At 70.5% G+C, this 17385-nt stretch carries 16 protein-coding genes; 10 read left to right on the top strand and 6 right to left on the bottom strand.

All coding sequences use genetic code 11. The annotated features are described in order from the left end of the window. The first annotated feature begins 3 nt into the window (after positions 1-3). The 6 genes from ABD357_RS44350 to ABD357_RS44325 all read left to right on the top strand — a co-directional run bounded on the left by ABD357_RS44350 (position 4) and on the right by ABD357_RS44325 (position 6519). On the top strand, positions 4-816 hold the full coding sequence (locus ABD357_RS44350; protein ID WP_344397583.1) for an acetoacetate decarboxylase family protein: 813 nt from the start codon (positions 4-6) through the stop codon (positions 814-816). Positions 817-975: 159 nt separating this feature from the next. Beyond that, positions 976-2436 carry an aldehyde dehydrogenase gene (locus ABD357_RS44345; RefSeq protein ID WP_344397581.1) on the top strand — a complete coding sequence of 487 codons (1461 nt, stop codon included), beginning with the start codon at positions 976-978 and terminating at the stop codon, positions 2434-2436. Then, positions 2429-3355 (top strand): 3,4-dihydroxyphenylacetate 2,3-dioxygenase, encoded by a 927-nt coding sequence (locus ABD357_RS44340; protein ID WP_344397579.1) that lies wholly within the window; start codon positions 2429-2431, stop codon positions 3353-3355. Before ABD357_RS44345 ends, ABD357_RS44340 begins: the two co-directional genes overlap by 8 nt. A gap of 14 nt (positions 3356-3369) precedes the next feature. Then, positions 3370-4215 carry a fumarylacetoacetate hydrolase family protein gene (locus tag ABD357_RS44335; RefSeq protein ID WP_344397577.1) on the top strand — a complete coding sequence of 282 codons (846 nt, stop codon included), beginning with the start codon at positions 3370-3372 and terminating at the stop codon, positions 4213-4215. A gap of 26 nt (positions 4216-4241) precedes the next feature. Next, on the top strand, positions 4242-4877 hold the full coding sequence (locus ABD357_RS44330) for a TetR/AcrR family transcriptional regulator (protein ID WP_344397575.1): 636 nt from the start codon (positions 4242-4244) through the stop codon (positions 4875-4877). Between the two features lie 184 nt (positions 4878-5061). Further along, positions 5062-6519 (top strand): APC family permease, encoded by a 1458-nt coding sequence (locus tag ABD357_RS44325; RefSeq protein WP_344397573.1) that lies wholly within the window; start codon positions 5062-5064, stop codon positions 6517-6519. An 85-nt stretch (positions 6520-6604) separates the two neighbouring features. Here ABD357_RS44325 and ABD357_RS44320 read toward each other — a convergent pair whose 3' ends face one another. After that, on the bottom strand, positions 6605-6781 hold the full coding sequence (locus tag ABD357_RS44320; protein WP_344397571.1) for a hypothetical protein: 177 nt from the start codon (positions 6779-6781) through the stop codon (positions 6605-6607). A 59-nt stretch (positions 6782-6840) separates the two neighbouring features. Here ABD357_RS44320 and ABD357_RS44315 point away from each other — a divergent pair, with 59 nt between their 5' ends. Next, positions 6841-8331, top strand: coding sequence for an aldehyde dehydrogenase (locus tag ABD357_RS44315; protein ID WP_344397569.1), 1491 nt, complete (start codon positions 6841-6843; stop codon positions 8329-8331). Continuing rightward, positions 8328-9032: a gamma-glutamyl-gamma-aminobutyrate hydrolase family protein gene (locus ABD357_RS44310; RefSeq protein ID WP_344397567.1), complete on the top strand. Its 705-nt coding sequence runs from the start codon at positions 8328-8330 to the stop codon at positions 9030-9032. The genes ABD357_RS44315 and ABD357_RS44310 overlap by 4 nt, the downstream gene beginning before the upstream one ends. A gap of 19 nt (positions 9033-9051) precedes the next feature. On the opposite strand, the gene ABD357_RS44305 is transcribed toward ABD357_RS44310, so the two are convergent. The 5 genes from ABD357_RS44305 to ABD357_RS44285 all read right to left on the bottom strand — a co-directional run bounded on the left by ABD357_RS44305 (position 9052) and on the right by ABD357_RS44285 (position 15117). Then, complete coding sequence (locus ABD357_RS44305) at positions 9052-9624, bottom strand: MarR family winged helix-turn-helix transcriptional regulator (RefSeq protein ID WP_344397565.1); 573 nt, start codon at positions 9622-9624, stop codon at positions 9052-9054. Between the two features lie 111 nt (positions 9625-9735). After that, on the bottom strand, positions 9736-11433 hold the full coding sequence (locus tag ABD357_RS44300; RefSeq protein WP_344397563.1) for an amidohydrolase: 1698 nt from the start codon (positions 11431-11433) through the stop codon (positions 9736-9738). 62 nt (positions 11434-11495) lie between these two features. Next, positions 11496-12494, bottom strand: a complete 999-nt coding sequence (locus ABD357_RS44295) for an ABC transporter permease (RefSeq protein WP_344397561.1) — start codon at positions 12492-12494, stop codon at positions 11496-11498. Then, a complete protein-coding gene (locus tag ABD357_RS44290) occupies positions 12491-14026 on the bottom strand; it encodes a sugar ABC transporter ATP-binding protein (RefSeq protein WP_344397559.1) in 1536 nt (511 codons plus the stop codon). The genes ABD357_RS44295 and ABD357_RS44290 overlap by 4 nt, the downstream gene beginning before the upstream one ends. Positions 14027-14076: 50 nt before the next feature. Then, positions 14077-15117 carry a sugar ABC transporter substrate-binding protein gene (locus tag ABD357_RS44285; protein ID WP_344397557.1) on the bottom strand — a complete coding sequence of 347 codons (1041 nt, stop codon included), beginning with the start codon at positions 15115-15117 and terminating at the stop codon, positions 14077-14079. A 305-nt stretch (positions 15118-15422) separates the two neighbouring features. Between ABD357_RS44285 and ABD357_RS44280 the strand changes: the two genes are divergently transcribed. Both ABD357_RS44280 and ABD357_RS44275 read left to right on the top strand, forming a co-directional pair. Continuing rightward, a complete protein-coding gene (locus tag ABD357_RS44280) occupies positions 15423-16445 on the top strand; it encodes a helix-turn-helix transcriptional regulator (RefSeq protein WP_344397555.1) in 1023 nt (340 codons plus the stop codon). Next, positions 16442-17383 carry a TIGR03619 family F420-dependent LLM class oxidoreductase gene (locus tag ABD357_RS44275; protein WP_344397553.1) on the top strand — a complete coding sequence of 314 codons (942 nt, stop codon included), beginning with the start codon at positions 16442-16444 and terminating at the stop codon, positions 17381-17383. The genes ABD357_RS44280 and ABD357_RS44275 overlap by 4 nt, the downstream gene beginning before the upstream one ends. Positions 17384-17385 lie beyond the last annotated feature (2 nt).

Here is a 17385-nt window from a genome sequence, read left to right as displayed (position 1 = left end):
CAAGTGGCCAGTCTCCGTGGTTACTTCCATCCCAAGACGGCGAGTGGTGCCTCGTCGCTGATTCCGTCGCCGCCGTGGCGTTACTCCGGTGATCTGTTGACCGTCGAGTACCGCACAGATCCCTCACGGGTGCGTGAACTGCTGCCCGAGCCGCTGGAGTTGGCCGACGACGACCCGGGTGCGGTAGCGCTGATCTGGGCCGACTGGCAGTCCTGCTCGGAGTCCGGGGACGAGCTGCTGGATCCGGTGCTCTCCCAGTACAAGGAGGCCTTCGCGGTCGTGCGCTGCAAGTTCCGGGGACAGACGTACTCGCGCTGTGTGTACATCTGGGTCGACAAGGACTTCGCTATCGCCCGGGGGCTGCACCAGGGCTATCCGAAGAAGCTCGGGTCCATCCATCAGACGCGGCCTCATCTGTATGGGCCCGCTCCGCGGATCGAGGCGGGGGCGCGGTTCGGGGCGACGTTGGCTGCGGCGGACCGGCGGTTGGCCCAGGCCGTGGTCACGCTGCGGGAGCCATCGGGGACGAACGGGTTCGTCAATGGGCATCCCATGGCGCATCACCGGTGGCTGCCGTCCATTGAGAAGGGCAAGGGGCTCGCTCTGGATGAGCTGATCGAGTCGGGGGCGGCGTCTTTTGAGGGCGGACAGCCCTGGGTCGGTGACGCGGAGTTGGAGTTGTTCGAGGCGCCCACGGAGGAGCTTGCGCGGCTGGAGGTTCGGGAGCCGATTGCTGCGTACTATCGGCAGGTTGGGGTGGTTTGGGATGGCGGTCGACTGCTGGAGTCCGGTACGTCGGGAGCGTCTGCCGAGTGAGGTCGATGGCTGGCTGCGGGTCGTTCGTGGCTGGTCGCTCCCCCACTCTCGGCTTCGCTCGAGCGGGGGGACCCCCATCGCGGCGGAGCCGCATGTCGATACCGCCCCGCGCCCCTTGAGAGCGCAACCCCAACTCCTCGTACAGATGGAGCCCTAGTCATGCCTGACCACATCACCGTCGCCGGAGTCACCGTCGACACCCGGCAATGGATCGGCGGCCAACGCGTCGCCTCCGCCGACACCTTCACCGATCTCTCTCCGATCGACGGAAGCGTCCTCGGCGAGATCAGCCGCGGCACCCCTGCGGAGGCCGCCGCCGCCGTGGCCGCCGCCAAGGCCGCCTTCCCCGCCTGGGCCGCAACCCCCCGCGCCGAACGCGCCCGCATCATGCACGCCGTCGCCGACGGCGTCGAGAAGCGGATCGAAGAGCTGGCCATCGTCGAGACCACAGACAACGGCGCCCTCCTCCGCTCCCACCGGCGGGGCGTCATGCCGCGCGTCGCCCACAACTTCCGTTTCTTCGCGGACTGGCTACTGAAGCTGGACCATGAGGACTTCGAGACCCGGGACCACACGAACCACGTGAGCTGGGACCCGGCGGGCCCCTCCGTACTGATCACTCCGTGGAACGCGCCGCTGATGCTGGCCACTTGGAAAGTCGCCCCTGCCCTGGCGGCCGGCAACACCGTGATCCTCAAACCGGCCGAGTGGTCCCCGCTGACCGCCTCGCTGCTCGCCGACATCGCCGCCCAGGCCGGGCTCCCCGCCGGTGTCCTCAACGTCGTCCAGGGGTACGGCGCCGAGATCGGCGACACCCTGACCTCGCACCCGGACGTGCGCCGGATCAGCTTCACGGGGTCGGTGCCGACGGCGCGTCGAATCGCTGCCTCCGCCGCGCCGAACCTCACCCCGCTCAGTCTCGAACTCGGTGGCAAATCACCCCTGTTGGTATTCGCCGACGCCGATCTGGACCTCGCCGTCGACCTCGCGGTCGAGCAGTACGACAACGCCGGGCAGGTCTGCCTCGCCGCGACCCGCATCCTCGTCGAGCAGCCGGTCGCCGAGGAGTTCACGCGCCGTTTCGTGGAGAAGGCGGCGCGTTTGCAGCAGGGCGACCCGCGGGAGGAAGCCACCGACATCGGCCCCAACATCCACCCACGGCAGTTGGAGAAGATCGACGGATTCGTGCAGCGGGCCGTCGGGGCCGGCGCGCGCGTCGTCATCGGCGGGCACCGCAAGGAGGGGCAGTACTACGCGCCGACGCTCCTCACGGATGTCGCCCAGGACTCGGAGATCGTCCAGAAGGAGGTCTTCGGGCCGGTACTGACCCTCCAGACCTTCGCCACCGAGGAAGAAGCCGTCCACCTCGCCAACGGCACCCGCTTCGGGCTCGCCGCAACCCTCGCCACCGGCGACCAGGAGCGCGCCGAACGCGTCAGCGCCCAGCTGGTGGCGGGGACGGTCTGGGTCAACTGCTTCTTCGTACGTGACCTCCAGGCACCCTTCGGCGGGTCCCGCCTCTCCGGTGTCGGTCGTGAGGGCGGCACCTGGAGCTTCGACTTCTACTGCGACCTGAAGAACACCGTGACCGCCCCGAACGGATGGAAGAACCATGGGTGAGATCGTCGGGGCGGGACTTCTCGCCCACGTGCCCACCATCGTGCTCCCGGAGTCCGACCGGCTGCAGCTGAACGAGGGCAAGGAGATCACCCTCGTCACCGGGCTCCAACAGCTCCGCAGGGACGTCTTCGAGAGCGATGCCGCCAACGAGTACGACACCGTCGTCGTCCTCGACTCCCACTGGGCCACCACCGTCGAGTTCGTCATCGCCGCCCAGCAGCGGCGCGCGGGCCTGTTCACGTCCGAGGAACTGCCGCGCGGCATGTGCCGGATGCCGTACGACTTCCCCGGCGATCCCGAACTCGCCCGCAACGTCGAGAAGTTCGCCGACAAGCACGGCACCTGGATCACCGCGATCGACGACGAGTACCTGCCGGTCTACTACGCCACCATCAACCTGTGGAAGTTCCTCGGCGAGGGGCTTGAGGACAAGCGGTGGGTGACCATCGGTGTCTGCCAGACCGGCGACATGGAGGACCACCTGCGCCTCGGGCGTGCGCTCGCGGACGGCATCGCCGCCACCCCCGGGCGGCGGGTCCTGCTCATCGCCTCGGGCGCGCTGTCGCACACCTTCTGGCCGCTGCGCGAGATCCGCGACCACGAGGCCAGCGACCCTGTGCACATCCGCACGCCGGAGGCCCGCGAGGCCGACTACGAACGCATCGCCTGGTTCAAGGAGGGCCGCCACGACAAGGTCCTCGACCGCATGGACGAATTCTGGAAGTTCAAGCCGGAGGCGAAGTTCTTCCACTACCTGATGATGGCCGGCGCGCTCGGCGAGCAGGCGTGCGTCGCGAAGGCCCGCCAGTACGGCGAGTACGAGAACTCCGTCGGCACCGGCCAGGTCCACCTGTGGTTCGACCGCCCTGCCGACGGCTGGACCGGAAACGGCCTGCCCACCCCCGCCGCTCAATCCTGACCAGGAGAATCGCCATGCCCGAATACCGCCGCATCCTGCTCGACGGCGCCGCCGTCCAGGTCACCGTCGACGGGGACGAACTCGTCGCCGGGGACGGCCGCCGTGTGAAGACCGACGACGCCCGGCATCTGCCCCCGGTCGTCCCCTCCAAGGTGATCGCCGTCCACCTCAACCACCGCAGCCGCGTCGACGAGTTCCGGATCCAACTCCCCGACACGCCCACCTACTTCCACAAGCCGACCTCCGCCCTCAACTCCCACCAGGGCGCCGTCGTCCGCCCCGAGGGCTGCAAGTGGCTCAACTACGAGGGCGAGGTCGCCATCGTCATCGGGAAGACCGCGCGGAACATCTCCCCGGCCGAGGCGGGTGAGCACATCGCGGGCTACACCGTCGCCAACGACTACGGCCTGCACGACTTCCGCGACACCGACGCCGGCTCCATGCTCCGGGTGAAGGGCTCCGACACTCTCTGCCCACTCGGCCCGGGGCTCGTCACCGACTGGGACTTCCACGGCAAGCGGCTGCGCACGTACGTCAACGGCGAGGTCGTCCAGGACGGTTCGACCGACGAGATGAAGTGGGACATGCACTACCTCGTCGCCGACATCGCCCGCACCATCACCCTCCACCCCGGTGACGTGCTGCTGTCCGGCACCCCCGCCAACTCCCGCCCCGTACAGCCGGGTGACGTGGTCGAGGTGGAGGTCGAGGGGCTGGGCCGCCTCACCAACCACGTCGTCACCGGTCCGACGCCCGTCCGTACCGATGTCGGCGCGCAGCCCACCGAGTCCGAGGAGGTGCTGTCCACGGCGCTCGGCGGTGACTGGGAGTTCCGTGGCATCCGTCCGCCCAAGCGGTGAACGGACGGCCGGGTATGGTCAACGGCATGACCGAGTCCGCCGAGCAGCCCGAAGGTCGTGAGCCGCGCAGGCGCATGAACTACGGGGAGGGCCGGGAGGCCCTGCTCAACGCCGCCGTGCGGGTCGTGGCGCGGGGCGGGCTGCGCAAGCTCACCTACCGGGCCGTCGCGCAGGAGGCGGGGACCACGCACGGGCTGGTCGTCCACCACTTCGGCTCGCGCGACGCGCTGATCGAGGAGGCGCTCGCCCACGCGATCCGCACCTCGCTGAGCACCAGCGCGCTCGAACCCGGTACCGGCAAGGTCGCCGACTTCTCGGTCGGGCTCGCCGAGATGGTCACGGCGGATCCGGACATACAGGCGTTCCAGTACGAGCTGCTGCTGGAGTCACGGCGGCGGCCGGAGCTGCTGCCGCAGATCCGCGCGCTGTACGACGCCTACTTCGACGCCACCAAGCGCGAGCTGTCCCGGATCCTCCCCCACGACGCAGGCCACCCCTTGACCCGGTTGGTCTTCGCGGCCCTTGACGGGATCGTGCTGCACCAGCTCGTCTTCGGCGAGCCCGAGACCACCGACGCGGCCGTCGAGGAGCTGCGCCACCTGCTCCGGCTCCTCGAAGCCGAAGCCGAAGCCGAAGGCGACACCGGCTCGGTGGACCGCTAGGCAAGGTCCAGCGGTCCGTCCCGACTGGGCATTTGGGCCTCGTTTGCGCTGCTCAGAAACGCGCTGAGGACAACTCCGGCGGAAATCCCGGAGCTCCCCCTTGTCAAACGGATAGTTCCAGCCCACCATGGGGCAACTCGTTTGGCCTGAAACGACCCTCCTCATTATCTGGCAGGTGATCCGAGTGGACAGTCAGACAGCGGTCAGCAACCAGGCCGCGCCCGACGTCTCCACCACAGGCAGGCTCAAGCCCAACTCCCTCGGCGTCCTGGGCATCCTCTTCTTCGTTCTGTCCGCCCAGGCGCCCCTCACCGGCGTCGCGGGCGCCGTCCCCCTCTCCGTCGCTCTCGGCAACGGCCCCGGCACCCCTGCCACCTACGTGGCGGCCGGGGTGGTCACCCTGCTGTTCTCGGTCGGCTTCGTGGCCATGGGCCGGCACGTGGTGAACGCCGGCGCCTTCTACACGTACATCGGCAAGGGCCTCGGCCGGTACGTCGGCACCGGCAGCGCCGGCGTCGCTCTTCTTGCCTACTGTGTGATCCAGGCCGCCATATACGGCCTGTACGGAGCGACCGTGAGCGGCCTGCTGGCACACCACACGGGTGCAGACGTGCCCTGGTGGGTGTGCGCCCTGGTCACCATGGTGATCGTCCAGATCCTGGGAGCCGCGGGCATCGAGATGGGCGCCAAAGTGCTGGCGGTCTTCGTCCTGGCGGAGTTCAGCATCCTCAGCGCCTTCGCACTCGTCACCTTCGTCCAGGGCGGTGGGTCCGAGGGGCTCGCCTTCAGTGAGTCCTTCTCACCGGTTGCGGCGCTCGACGGTGCCCCGGGAGTGGCGCTGATGTTCTCCGTCGCCTCATTGATCGGTTTCGAGGCCACCGCGATCTACGGCGAGGAGGCGCGCGAGCCCCGCAGGACGGTACCCCGGGCCACCTATCTGGCCGTCGCCCTCGTCACCGGCTTCTTCGCCTTCGCCTCCTGGATGCTGATCTCCGCCCACGGCCCCTCGAACGCGACCGCGGCTGCCGGCAAAGCGCTGGAGAGCGGCGACTCGACGGCCTTCGTCTTCGCACCCATCGCCGACCAGTTCGGCCCCTGGGTCAACGACGTCCTGCCCATCCTGCTGGCCACCTCGCTCTTCGCGGGCATCCTCGCCTTCCATAACTCCGCCAGCCGCTACCTTTTCTCCCTCAGCCGCGACGGGCTGCTGCCCCGCAAGTTGACGTCGATCAACCGCCGCCACTCCCCGGGCGTGGCAGGCGCCGTCCAGACGGCCATCGCCGTCCTGCTCGTGATCCCCTTCGCGCTGGCCGACAAGGACCCGGTCCTGACCCTGTTCTCCTGGGGCAGCGGAGTGGCAGTCCTGGGGTTCATGGTCCTCTACCTCCTGACCTCCGTCTCCGTGATCGCCTTCTTCCGCCGGGAACGCCTGGACACCCGGCCCTGGAACACACTGATCGCCCCGGCTCTGGGCGCACTCGGCATCGTCGGCGCGATCTGGCTGATCGTCGAGAACTTCCCCACGCTCATCGGCGGCGAACGGAGCACCGCCATCTGGCTGCAGCTCGCCGTCCCGGCCGTCCTGGTCGCGGGAGTGGTTGCGGCCCGGTTGACGCGCGGCAGGGCGGCGGTCGTCGGCTGACGCACGGCGAGGAGGCTGCCACGGTGACGTACGCCGTCTGTGCGGCCCGGCCCAGGACGGGACCGGGCCGCACGGGCGCCGCCCTTCAGCCCGTCGCGCAGGCGACCCGGTCGTGGAAACCGTCGGCCACGTGGCAGGCGCTCGCCCGAGCAGCCGACTGCATGGCGAGGATCCGGGCGAGCAGTTCGCCGGGGTCCATGCAGTCCCGCAGGCGTTGCCGTGCACTGCCGTTCGCCGACCGGCGGGATCTTGTGACGGTCACTTCCGAAACCATATCGTTTGGGTTCAAATAATAATCATGCCGTGAGCTGGAGGCCACGTATGCCGGACATCACCCACGACGAGTGGCTGCGCCGCGCCAAGACCTTCGAGGTGTCCGGCGCCCACCACATCGACGGCGCCGACGAGGACGGCGGGGGAGGGGTCTTCGCGGCCGTTTCCCCCCGGGACGGTCAAGTGGTGACCGAGATCGCCGACGGGGGTGCCGCCGAGGTGGATGCGGCCGTGGCCGCCGCCCGCCGGGCTTTCGACACCGGTCCCTGGCCGCGCCTGGCGCCGGCCGAGCGGGGCCGGGTGCTTGTGCGGATCGCCGATCTGTTGGAGGAGCGGCGCGAGGCTCTCGCGCTCGCCGTCAGCCTGGAGATGGGCAAGCCGATCACGGACGCGTACGACATCGAACTGCGCGCCGCCATCAACACCTTCCGCTGGTACGGGCAGCTGGCGGACAAGCTCACCGACGAGTCCCCCCACAGCGCGCCGGACGCCCTCGCACTGATCACCCGGGAACCGTCCGGTGTCGTGGGCGCGGTCGTGCCCTGGAACTTCCCGCTCACCCTGGCGAGTTGGAAGATCGCCCCGGCGCTGGCCGCGGGGTGCACGGTCGTACTCAAGCCATCCGAGAACTCGCCGCTGTCCGCCCTCCTCCTGGGCCGGCTCGCCACCGAGGCCGGGCTGCCGCCGGGTGTGCTCAACGTCGTCAACGGCAACGGCCCGGTCGCCGGCCGGGCCCTCGGTCTGCACCCGGACGTGGACGTCCTCGCCTTCACCGGCTCCACCGCCGTCGGCCGCCACTTCCTGCGCTACGCGGCCGACTCCAACCTCAAGCGCGTCTGGCTGGAACTGGGCGGCAAGTCGCCCAACATCATCCTTCCCGACGCCCCCGACCTGGAGAAGGCCGCCGCGACCGCCGCCTGGGGCATCTTCTTCAACCAGGGCGAGATGTGCACCGCCCCCTCCCGGTTGCTGGTGCACTCCTCGATCGCCGAACGCGTCGTCGAGGCCGTCGTGGCGCGCGCCCGGCAACTGCGCGTCGGCGACCCCCTCGACCCGGCCACCGAGATGGGCGCCCTGGTCGGCGAGGCCCACCTGAGCCGCGTACGAGACCACATCGGCACCGGTCTGGACGAAGGCGCCCGGCTGCGCGCCGGCGGCCGGCGCATCCTCACCGGCACGGGAGGCACGTACCTCGAACCGACCGTCTTCGACCGGGTGGAGTCCGGCATGCGGCTGGCCCGCGAGGAGATCTTCGGGCCCGTCCTGTCCGTGCTCGCCTTCGACGACCTGGACGAGGCGGTACGGCTCGCCAACGCCACCGAGTACGGCCTCGCCGCCGGCCTGTGGACCTCCGATCTGTCCACCGCCCACCGGGTCTCGCGGGCGCTGAAGGCCGGCACGGTCTGGGTCAACTGCTACGAGGAGGGCGACCTGACCGTCCCCTTCGGCGGTATGAAGCAGTCGGGCAACGGCCGGGACAAGTCCGTCCACGCCATCGAGAAGTACACCGAACTCAAGACCACCTGGATCCAGCTGTGACCTCCAGTCCGGCCCGCCCCCTCATCGCGATCCCCGCCCGATTCGCCGCCACCACCTCCGCCCTGCGCCACGCCGCCGAGGTCAATGCCCGCGCCCTGATCGAGTCCGTATGGCGGGCAGGCGGTGAACCGGTGAGCCTGCACCCCGCCGACACCGATGTGACGGCCCGCCTCGCCCGCTTCGACGGGGTCCTGCTCCCCGGCGGCGGCGACCTCGCCCCGCACCGGTACGGCGCCACCGACACACACGACAGCGTCTACGACGTCGACGACCTCCAGGACACCTTCGACCTCCAAGTCGCCCGGCGGGCGCTGGAGTCGGGCCTGCCACTGCTGGCGGTCTGCCGAGGCATGCAGGTCGTCAACGTCGCCCTGGGCGGCACCCTGGAACAGGACATGGGCGGCCCGCAGCGCGAACACCGGCACCTCGTTCATCCGGTGGCGATCCGGCGCGGCACGCTGCTGGAACAGGCCACCGGAGCGGAGAAGGCCGAAGCCTCCTGCTACCACCACCAGCGAGTGGACCGACTCGGAGAGGGCCTGGAGGTCACCGCACGGGCAGCCGACGGCACCCCGGAAGGCCTCGAACTCCCCGGAGCACGCGGTTGGTTCACCGCCGTCCAGTGGCACCCCGAGGACACCGCGCACGAGGACGCCGCCCAGCACGGTCTCTTCGCGGGGCTTGTGCGAGCGGCCCGCTGACGCTCACAGCGAAGGGCTCTCAGCCCTTCGGGCGCCGCCCGCTGCGGCGAGGCGCGGGCTCTGCCCCGTTCAGCAGCGACTGGCGGCGCTCCTCGCCGTTCTCCTCGACCTGCAGCACAACGCGCCGCAGGTCCTCGGCCAGACTCCGGCACTCCTCATCCGTCAACTGCCCAGTGACGAACGCCTCCTCCTCGTTGAACTGCGGGAACAGCCGCCGCATCAGCCGCTCACCCTCATCGGTGAGGCTCAGCAGGACCAGCCTCCCGTCCGAGGGGTGCCCCGCCCTGCTGAGCAGCCCGCGCGATTCCAGCGTGCGCGACACCCCGGTGAGCGTCCCCTTGGAGATGCCGGCCTCCTCGGCCACATGCCGGGTCTCCGACTCGCCCCACACCCACACGACCCACAGCACCACGAAAGCCGTCCAGGTCAGATCGGAGCCGCGCAGCACGGAGTTCTCCAGGTGCTGGCGCACCGCCGAGGCGGCCCGGTAGATGTTGGCCACGGCCGCCATCTGGTCCCGGCGGATCGGGATGCCGCCGAGTTTCGCCGCGGCGAGCTTCTCGGCTTCGGTGATGGATCGCTGGCCGGGCACGGGCGCTCCCTCGTTGTGTATTGACCGTTCGGCCTCAAATTGTACGAAGAGAGTGTCCGAGGGCGATGTGCGCCCTCGGACACTCTTCTGGGTGTCACAACCGCGTGGCGCTCAGCGCTCGTGGACGACGCGTCCGTCGAACACCGTCAAGTCCACCTCCGCGTCCGTGATTTCGTGGGGGTCCAGTTCCAGCAGTGGACGATCCAGTACGCACAGATCCGCGACCTTGCCGACTTCGATGGACCCCTTCCACTCCTCAGCGAAGTCCTGACGGGCCGCAGTGACCGTGTACGCACGCAGGGCCTCGGCGAGGTCCACACACTGTTCCGGGCCGCTGCGCCGGCCGCTCGCCTTCGACTCCCGCAGCATCATCGCGGCCACTCCCTGCCGCCAGTCGGGCTCCGTGATCGGCGCGTCGGAGCTGGCGCAGACCGCGACGCCGGCCTCGACGGCGGACCTCACGGGCCACTGGTAGGCGGAGCGTTCGGCACCCACCACCTCGTCCATCAGGTCGGAGATGGTCCACTTGATGGCCGGGTTCATGTTGATGCCGTAACCGTGTGCGGCGAGCTTCGCGAGGCTGCCGGCGCCGATGAAGTCACCGTGGATGACGTAGTGCCGGGCGTCGGGCCGGGGTGCCGCCTCGTCGGCCGCGACGAACGCGTCCACGACCGTGTCGATGGCCCGGTCTCCGGTGACGTGCACGCCCAGCTGGAAGCCCGCCTCGTGGGCGATCCGGATCATCTCGCGCAGCTCGTCGACCTGGAGCGCGGGAGTGTCGCCGTGCACGCACAGCGCGCCGTGGCCGCCGTCGGCGTACGGCTCGTTCATCCAGGCCGTACGGTTCGGCGGTACTCCGTCGGCGAAGATCTTGACGCCGATGGCGCGCAGGAGCCGCGGGTCGGCCGACTCCGGGCGCCGCAGTTCGGCCAGGCCCTTGCGTACGTCGTCCGCAGAGCCGCCCATCGGCGCGGGCAGCAGCAGGACGCTGACCCGGGCCTCGAGGCCGCCGGTGGCCGCGAGGTCGGCGTATGCGGTCCAGTTGTCGGTGCTCAGCCCGCCGAAGAGGGTCGTGGCGCCGCCGGGGCCGAGGCCGGGCTCGGTGTAGCTGGTGATGCCGCGCGAGTGGAGTTCGGCGATCACGTTCCGGATGGCCTGGCGGCGCTGGGCGACGGTGGGGGAGGGGAGCGCGGCCTGGACGAGCCCCTGGGCGGCCTCGCGCAGGATGCCGGCGGGCTCGCCGTCCGGGTCGAGGTCGATGACGCCGCCCGACGGGGGCACACTCGACGCGTCGATGCCGCACTGGCGCAGGGCCGCGCTGTTGACCCACACCATGTGCGCGGAGAAGTCGGTCAGGCAGACCGGGTTGTCCGGCGCCACGATGTCGAGATCCCGGCGGTGCGGGAAGCGACGGGGGTCGGCGAGACACTCCGCCAGGTAGCCGGGGTCCCAGCCGAGGCCGATGATCCACTCGCCGGGCCGGGAGGCCTGCACCTCACTCCGCACGGCGGCGGCGATGTCGGCGATCGACGCCACCGCCGGATGGCCGACGGCGATGGCGAAGGGCGGCTTGGTCATGCCGTACGCGGCCCCGTGCAGGTGGGAGTCGTTGATTCCGGGCAGTACGGTCCGGCCGCCCAGTTCGACGACGCGCGTGCCGGGCCCGGCCAGGGCGCGGATCTCGGCGTCGGTGGCGACGGCAACGATGGTCCGGCCGCGCACGGCCACGCCTTCGGCCACGGTGAAGCCGTCGTCGACGGTCAGGACCTGGCCGCCGGTCAGGATGAGGGTGGGGGCGCTGTCGCTCACGCGGAACCTCTCTGGGACGTGAAGGTCGTAACGTCTCTGGGACGGGAGGGTCGTAGGACGGGTCACCGCGTCAGCCGCGGACCGAAGTAGGCGAGCGCCGCGCCCGCCACCAGGGCGACGCCCTGGGCCATCTGCTGCCAGAACGTCGGCACGTTCAGCAGCGTCAGCCCGTTCTGCAGACAGCCCAGGAACAGTACGCCGAGCAGCACTCCGAAGACGGACCCCGAGCCGCCGGTGAGTGCGACTCCGCCGAGCAGGACCGCGGTGAGCACGGTCAGCTCGAAGCCGGCCCCCGAGGTTCCGGCGACCGCACTGTCCAGTACGGACGCCTTGATCGCGCCGGCCAGCGCCGCCGCGACCGCGGTCACGACGAACAGTGCGAAGGGCGTACGGCGGACGCTGATGCCGGAGAGATAGGCGGCCTCCCGGTTGACGCCGATGGCGAAGACGTGCCGCCCGGCCGGCGTGAGCGCCAAGAACAGCGCACCCGCCACAAGCACCAGGAGCGCGATGAAGACCGGCGCGTCGATCCCGGCGACACGCGCCCCGCCGAGCCAGGCGAACCCCGAGCCGAAGCTGCTCAGCGGCAGCGGGAAGAGCTGCTGCGCGAGGCCGCGCACCGCGGCCAGCATGCCCAGCGTCACGATGAACGAGGAGAGCCCCAGATAGCAGCACAGGACGCCGTTCACTGCGCCCACCGCCGCACCCACGGCGAGTGCGCCGAGCACGGCGACGACCGGTGACTGGTGTTGCGGCCCGGCGAGCCAGCCGGCGACCAGCCCGCCCAGAGCGACAGTGGAGCCGACCGACAGATCGAGGTAACCGCTGATGACCAGCAGCGCCAGAGGCACGGCCACGAGGGTGAGGGTGGCCGCGTCGGTGGCGATCCCGCGCAGGTTGCCCCCGTCGAGGAAGCTTCCGGTCGTCAGCTGGAACAGCAGCACCATCAGGACGAGGACGACGATCAGCGGATGTCGCCGCACGGCGTCGAGTCCGCTGCCGGCCAGGGCGCGCGGGCCCGTGACGAGGCGGTCGGCGGGGGAGGTGGTCGCGGTGGTCATGCCGCTCCTCTCGAGGTCGCGGGGTCGGGGTCGTGGACGGCCGACAGGAGCGCGGCCTCGGTGAGTTCGGCGCCGCTGAGCTCGCCGACGATCCGGCCGCCGGAGACGATCAGGCAGCGGTGGGCGAGCGCGACGACCTCCTCCGGATCACTGGAGGCGAACAGCACGGCGGTGCCGCGCTGCCCGGCGAGCGAGGAGACGACCTGGTAGATCTCCTGCCGGGCGCCCACGTCGACGCCTTGGGTGGGCTCGTCGAGGAGCAGGACGTCGACGTCGTGCGCCTCGTTGATCCAGCGGCCGAGGACGAGCTTCTGCTGGTTCCCGCCGGAAAAGGCGGCCGCCGGCAGGCCCGGCCGCGCCGGACGCAGCCCCACGGCGTCGCACAGCGCGCCGAAGATCCGCCGCTCGGCGCGCAGTGCCCGTACGCCGCGCCGGGCGAGCGGACGGATCGCCGGCAGCAGCGCGTTGTCCTGCGCGCTCAGCACCGGGAACAGGCCCTGTCTGCGTCGGTCCGCCGGTACGAGGGCGATCCCCGCGGCCAGTGCGTCGGCAGGCCTGGTGGCTTCGACGGCACGGTCTTTGACGCGCACCGTCCCACCCGATGCGCGGCGCCTGCCGAAGAGCGTCTCCAGGACGCGCGTACGACCGGAACCGATGAGTCCGAACAGGCCGACGATCTCGCCCTCGGCCACGTCCACGTCGACGGGACCGAACCCGGGGCCCCGCAGGCCGTCCACCGTGAGGCGGGGCGGGCGAGGCGCGCCGGAGTCCGTCGGGGCGCCTGCTGTCGGGCCAGGCGAGAGAGGAGACGCCGGGCCGACGATCGCGTCGACCAACTCCTGCCGGCTCCGCCCCGACACCTCCGCCTGATGCGTCACACGCCCGTCCCGCAGCACCGTCACGGCGTCCGCAAGCCGCTCCACCTCGGCCAGCAGATGAGTGACGTACACGATGGCCAGCCCCTGGGTGCGCAGGTCCTCCACCCGCTCGGCCAGCGCGTCGCTCTCGGCCCCGGACAGGGCGGCGGTGGGCTCGTCCAGGACGAGGACCGAGGCGCTGCGGCTGAGCGCCTTGGCGATCTCCACCAACTGCCGTTGTCCCATGGGTAGTTCGCCCACCCGGTCGCGAGGGGAGCAGTTCGCCGCCACCCGCTGGAGCAGTCCGGCCGCGACGTCCTCCTGGGCCCGGCGGTCGATCCGGCCGTACTTGGTCCACTCCTGGCCGAGGAAGATGTTCTCGGCCACCGTCAGGGAGTCGACGACGCTGAGCGTCTGGAAGATGATCGCCACTCCGGCGGCGATCGACTCGCGCGGGCTCAGCCGTGTGTGGCTGCTGCCACCCACCTCGATCGTGCCCGCGTCCGGCGGGAAGGCCCCGCCTAGGCACTTGATCAGGGTGGACTTGCCGGCGCCGTTGTGGCCGAGGAGGGCGTGCACCTGGCCCGCCGGGACGGTGAGGTCCACGTCGTCCAACGCCCGGACCCCGCCGAAGGACTTGCTGAGTCCGCGGATGCGGAGATTCGGTTCCGTCATGCCTGCCATGCCTGTCCTGTCATGCCTGCCATGCCCGTCACACCGGCCGCCTAGGAGTTCTGCGCGAGCAGGTCGTCGATCCGCGCGGTGTCGGCGTGCTGGACGAGCGAGATCGGCAACTGGGCGCTGGGGTTCGCCTTTCCGGCGGCGACAGCCCGCGGCACGTCGACGATGGCGTCAGCGATGTCCTGCGGCGCCAGCGCGGCCGAGGCCCGGTAGAACGTGCCCTGCTTGATGGCGAGGAGGGAAGGAGCGGAGCCGTCCTGCCCGCCGACGAAGGTCTTCGCGTCGGCCTTTGCCCGCCCCGTTTGCTGGAGGGCCTTGAAGCCGCCGTACGCGGCGGCGTCCGTGACCCCGAGGACGATGTTGAGGTCGGGGTGCTTGGCGAGGATGGCCCGGGTCTTCGAGAGCCCGGTGTCCGGGTCGATGGCCTGCTCCTTCGCGACCACGTCGACACCGGGCGCGTTCTGGGTGAAGGCGTCGATCATGCCCTTGGTGCGCTCGCGGCCCAGCTGGATCGTGCCGTCGGTGAGGAACGCGATCTTGCCCTTGCCGCCGAGCCGCTCGTTGGCCCACTGCGCGGCGGCCTCCCCGAGCAGAGTGCCGCCCTTGAGGAAGCTGAACTGGATGTCCGCACTCTGGTGTTGCAGTGTTCCGCCGTACGTCACCCAGATCAGCCCGGCGTCCAGCGCCCGCTTGGCGGTGGCCTCGGTGGCCTCGAAGACCATCGGGAACGACACGATGGCCGGGACCTTCTGCGAGACCCAGGCGCTCAGATTGGTGGCCTGAGTGTCGGCGCTGCTCGCGTCGCTCGTGGTGAGCAGGGTGATGCCGTGCTGCTTCGCGGCTTTGGTGGAGAGTTTCACCAGCGTCGAGTACAGGGGGAGCTGGGTGAACGGATAGTCCAGGCCGATCTTGGTGAGGGTCTTCGCCCCCGGCGACGAGCCGGCGGCCGCGGCGGTCGAGCCGGCGCCGTCGTCCGGTGCCGAACATCCCGTGGCGGTCAGTGCGGTGGCCGCCGTGATGCCGCCGGACCATGCGAGGAACTGCCGGCGTGAGGCCGTGGACACGGCCTGCGGGAATCTGGTCATGGCGAGGCTCTCCCAGGTGAACGGGCCCGTCACGGCGGGCGTCCGGCTGTGCCGAACAGGAAAGCCCCGGAGCACGTGCCTGACCATCCGTACAAATACCGACTCTTCGAGCGCCTGGGCGCCGACCAGGGGGCCCGGTTGCGGAATGGTAAACGGCTTGTCCGGCGCCCTGGAGCGACTTATCGTTAGGGCCCAAACAATCGGTCCAGGCAATCGGAATCGGGTCTGGGCATCGGTCTGGGCAATCGGTTCAAGCAATCGGTCCGAACAATCTCCGTAGCGACAAGAGCCGTCGGGAGGCTCGCATGCTCGGCCACCAGCAGATCGCCGCCGCGACGCGCATCGGCATGCTCACGCGCGAGCGCGACACCACCACGGCCTGCGCCCAGGCACTGCAGGAACTCGGCCGCGCCCTCCCCTTCGACGCAGCGTCCCTGCTCGGCATCGACCCCGTCTCCGGGGCGCACCTGCAGATCGCCGGTGTCGGTTACTCCGCAGCGGCCTCGCAGGCCCTGGCCGCCGAGTTCGTCTCGACCCCGTGGTACGCCAACGTCGTACGACAGGAGCTGCCGCGCTCCATTTCCGAGGACGCCGACGATCCCGGAACGCGCTTCAGGCACGGCTGGTTCTACGCCGAGCGGATCCGCCCCGCCGGCTTTCGTGACGGGCTGACCGGGGCGCTGCGTCACCAAGGGCGCCTCGTCGGCCTGATCCACCTCTCCGCAGAAGGCGCGGACGTCTACGACACCGAGGCGCGACAACTACTCGCCTCGATCCTGCCCGCACTGGGCGCCCTCGCCGACCCCACCGCACACGCCGGTGGCTTCCACGAACTCCCGGCGGGGGCGGCGGCGAACCTCGTCACCCCCGACGGCGTCATCGGCCTGCCGGGCCGGGCGCCCGCCAGGGCACTGGACGACGAGGACTTCCGGCGGCTCACGGAGGCGTTCACCCTCTCGCGAGGGCAGCGGCTGCGGGCGCTGTGGCCGGTCGGGTCCGGATGGTGCCGGGTGGTGCTGCAACGGTGCACGGCGGGTCCGGCGGCACGCGAGGCGGTCCTGGTGTACGAGGAGCGCGCCGAGCTGCCGTACGGCCTGAGCCCGCGCGAACTCGAAGTCCTCACGCGAGCCGCCCGGGGCCAGACCAACCAGGCCATCGCGCAGGCCCTGTTCCTGTCACCACGCACGGTGCACAGCCACATCGAGCACCTGCTGCGCAAGACCGGCTGCAGCTCCCGCGCCGAGGCAACGGCGCTCGCCGTGCGTGACGGTGTGGTGCGGCCCGCGCCCGAGGACGTCGAGTACTTCGTGGAGAGGGAACCCGGATGACCACCACACCCCGCATGCTGCTCGTCCTCAGCGAGAACTGGACCCTGACCGGTGGTCGCGCCGACCTGCCCAAGGCGGTCCGGTGGGCCCGCGAGGCCGAGGACGCGGGCTTTGACTCGGTGATGGTCAGCGAACACGTCGTGCTCGGCCCCGACGCGGGTGCCGACGGCATCATGGGCAACCCGCGCGACTACGCCCTCCCGGGCAACCAGGACCCGTACACCCCCTGGCCCAACTCGCTGCTCCTGCTCGCCGCCATCGCCTCCGTGACCGAACATCTGCGTCTGGCCGCCGCGGCCGTCCTCGCTCCGCTGCGCCATCCGCTGCTCATGGCGCGGGAGTTGGGCACCCTCGACCTGATCAGTGAGGGGCGGCTGCTGGTGCAGCCCACGGTCAGCTGGAGCCGGGACGAGTACGACGCCCTGGGAGTCCCCTTCGGCAGGCGGGGGCGGCTGCTCGACGAGCACCTGGACGTCTGGGCCAAGGCGTGGGGCCCGTCCCCGATCTCGCACGACAGCGAGCACTACCCGTTCCGGGACGTCTACTTCGAGCCCAAGGCGTACAGACCCGAGGGCCCGCGACTGTGGTTCGGCGGACAGCGCCTGCACGGCCCCGTCCTGCGCAGGCTCGTCCGGTACGGCCACGGCTTCCACCCACTGGGCAGGCCCACGCCGCAGGACATGCAGCTGCTCAAGGAAGCCATGGCGGCGGCCGGCCGGGACGTCACCGACCTGGAGATGATCGGCGGCACGCAGGCCGTCTTCCCCGACGACCGCTCCACGGCGGATCTCGGTGCGGCCCTGGCGTCGATCCCGGAACAACTGGAACGGGGCTTCACGACCTTCTGCATCAAGCCGAACCAGTTCATCGACGACCCGGACGGGGTCGGGGCGTTCTGCCATGACGTGATGCGGCGGGTGGCAGCGCTGACGGCGTAGCG

The sequence above is a fragment of the Streptomyces vastus genome (assembly GCF_039532825.1).
Classification (GTDB): Bacteria; Actinomycetota; Actinomycetes; order Streptomycetales; family Streptomycetaceae; genus Streptomyces; species Streptomyces vastus.
The sequence above is the reverse complement of the archived record's forward strand: the minus strand, read 5'-3'. Positions and strand labels throughout refer to the sequence as shown.